Source organism: Xenorhabdus griffiniae (genome assembly GCF_015163655.1).
Lineage (GTDB): Bacteria > Pseudomonadota > Gammaproteobacteria > Enterobacterales > Enterobacteriaceae > Xenorhabdus > Xenorhabdus griffiniae.
Genome location: NZ_JADEUF010000218.1, coordinates 1 through 2,261 on the forward strand (window position 1 = coordinate 1; position 2,261 = coordinate 2,261).

Below are 2,261 nucleotides of genomic sequence, written 5' to 3' on the forward strand. Positions count from 1 at the left end.
TTTCTGGAGATTTATTACAAAAGTTTCAAAAGTATTTTGAAGGGCTTGAGCATTGTATAATATCAGCTAAGGGATTTTATGAAGATTTCGGCACTTATAGTCCCGTTAAGGTGATTGTGACAGATATTCCATATTGTATCACCGAGATAGACAGATCGCTTGAGGAATATGATGCTTTGGGGGCAAATGAACTCCCGTTCTGGTTACGTTATGAAGAAAATTAGCCATGTAGAAAAATACTTTTATCTGTTAATAACTGTGCCTCCCCTTTATCATCATTCAAATAACTCATCTATACAATCACAAATAGTTACCATTAACATTGAGAATTATATTTATTAATATTGCCATGCCATAAATCACGCTTGCAGTTTTATAGGAAAAAAATAACCATAGTGGATTGAGTAAGCAGATATATGAATTTTCATATTAATTATAACCTCCGAAATGGCTTGTTTTTTATGACTCTAATAGCTTATTTATATCGTCAATCTTGGGTATTACTGTTGGTATCGACAATAAGCGCATTAATTAGTGGGTTTGCCGGTGCTTCGATAGTTGGGATGATCAGTCAAGGAGTAACAGAAGAAATTAACCTGATTACATTTCTTTGGAGCTTTTTTGGTATCTGTTTTATTTTTTTTATTACTAAGACCGTGTCAGAAATTACATTATCGCATTTAGCCCAATCCACGGTTTTTTCATTACGTCTAAGTTTAAGTAATAAAATTTTGCGGGCACCACTTAAAAAACTACATAAACTGGGGCGGCACGGTCTATTGGCGGTTTTAACCAAAGACGTCGATGTTTTTGTACACTCATTTATGTTGGCCCCCTCTGTTTTTGGTAATATCACCCTAATCATAGCCTGTTTTGGTTATTTAGCCTGGATGTCATGGCAACTGTTTCTCATTTTAGCGGCACTTAGCCTTATCGGTATGTATGTGTTTTATCTATGGGAAAAATATCCATTACAATTAATGACAGATATGCGTGATCAAATAGATAAAATATACCTTAATTTCCAAAGCCTGATTGATGGCAGTAAAGAACTGCAACTCAATAAACAAAAAGGAAATCTTTTCATTAATAAAGTGATTGCACCTGCTGCCAAAGTGTTTCAGGAGATCTGTGTTAAAGCGAACTCCAGCTATGCCTGGGTGATTAATGCCAGTTCTGTAACATTTTATGTCATGATTGGTATTATTATTTTTGTTGTCCCGATTTGGCTTCCCCAGGAACCATCAACATTGGTGACTGTATCGTTGCTTGTTCTGTTCTTATCAGGCCCAATCAGTGAAGTTATTGGCGCAATTCCGGAGCTGAGAGAGGCAGAAGTTTCATTAAATAAAATGCGGCGTCTTGACAGCCAACTGGAAGAAGCCCTGTCGGCACAAATTGAAGGCCCCAACCCATTTAACAAGCAGCAAGCCATCGAGATTGAGCTGAAAGATGTTGTCCACCATTACACAACGGATAAAGAAGATCGCCAGTTTGCACTCGGCCCATTAAGTTTAAAAATATCGCAAGGTGAAATTGTTTTTATTGTCGGTGGGAATGGCAGTGGGAAAACAACACTTGCTATGTTGCTTGTTGGCCTGTTTGAGCAAGAATCCGGTACTATCTCATTAAATGGTGTGGAAGTTACACCAGCAAATAATGAACATTATCGTCAACATTTTGCGGCCGTTTTTTCTGATTACCATCTATTTGAGCAGTTACTCAATAGCGATGCGAATGTTACCGAAAAAGCCACACATTATATTGAAGCATTAAATATGGCGCACAAAGTTAAAATTGTTGATGGCGGATTTTCCACCACAAATCTTTCCGCAGGTCAACGTAAGCGACTAGCTTTAGTTTCAGCTTACCTGGAAGACCGCCCTATTTATCTGTTTGATGAGTGGGCCGCCGACCAGGACCCTGTGTTTAAACGCTTATTCTATACTGAGCTACTGCCAGAATTAAAATCCAGAGGTAAAACTGTCCTGGTTATTAGTCATGACGATGCTTACTTTAATATATCTGACCGCATTATTAAATTAGAGGATGGTCATATTAAAGAAGTTGATCACAAGGACCATTATATTCAATAAAATGAAATAAAGCTTATCGCAGAGAGCCTGATAAAGCAGGCTCTTATTTCACTTTATATACCCAGAAAAACCTGAGAAAAAAATCACTAACGGTAATAAAATTTATTACATAATTCCTATAATAAAATGAGATACATTAGAAAAACATTATTAGAAATGTGTAAT

At 36.8% G+C, this 2,261-nt stretch carries 1 protein-coding gene and 1 pseudogene; both read left to right on the top strand.

The features are described from left to right. Nucleotides 1-224 (top strand): annotated as a pseudogene (locus IQ211_RS18900) (hypothetical protein); the annotation flags it as partial. Between the two features lie 237 nt (nucleotides 225-461). Continuing rightward, nucleotides 462-2,096, top strand: a complete 1,635-nt coding sequence (locus tag IQ211_RS18905) for a cyclic peptide export ABC transporter (RefSeq protein ID WP_189760533.1) — start codon at nucleotides 462-464, stop codon at nucleotides 2,094-2,096. Nucleotides 2,097-2,261: the final 165 nt, after the last annotated feature.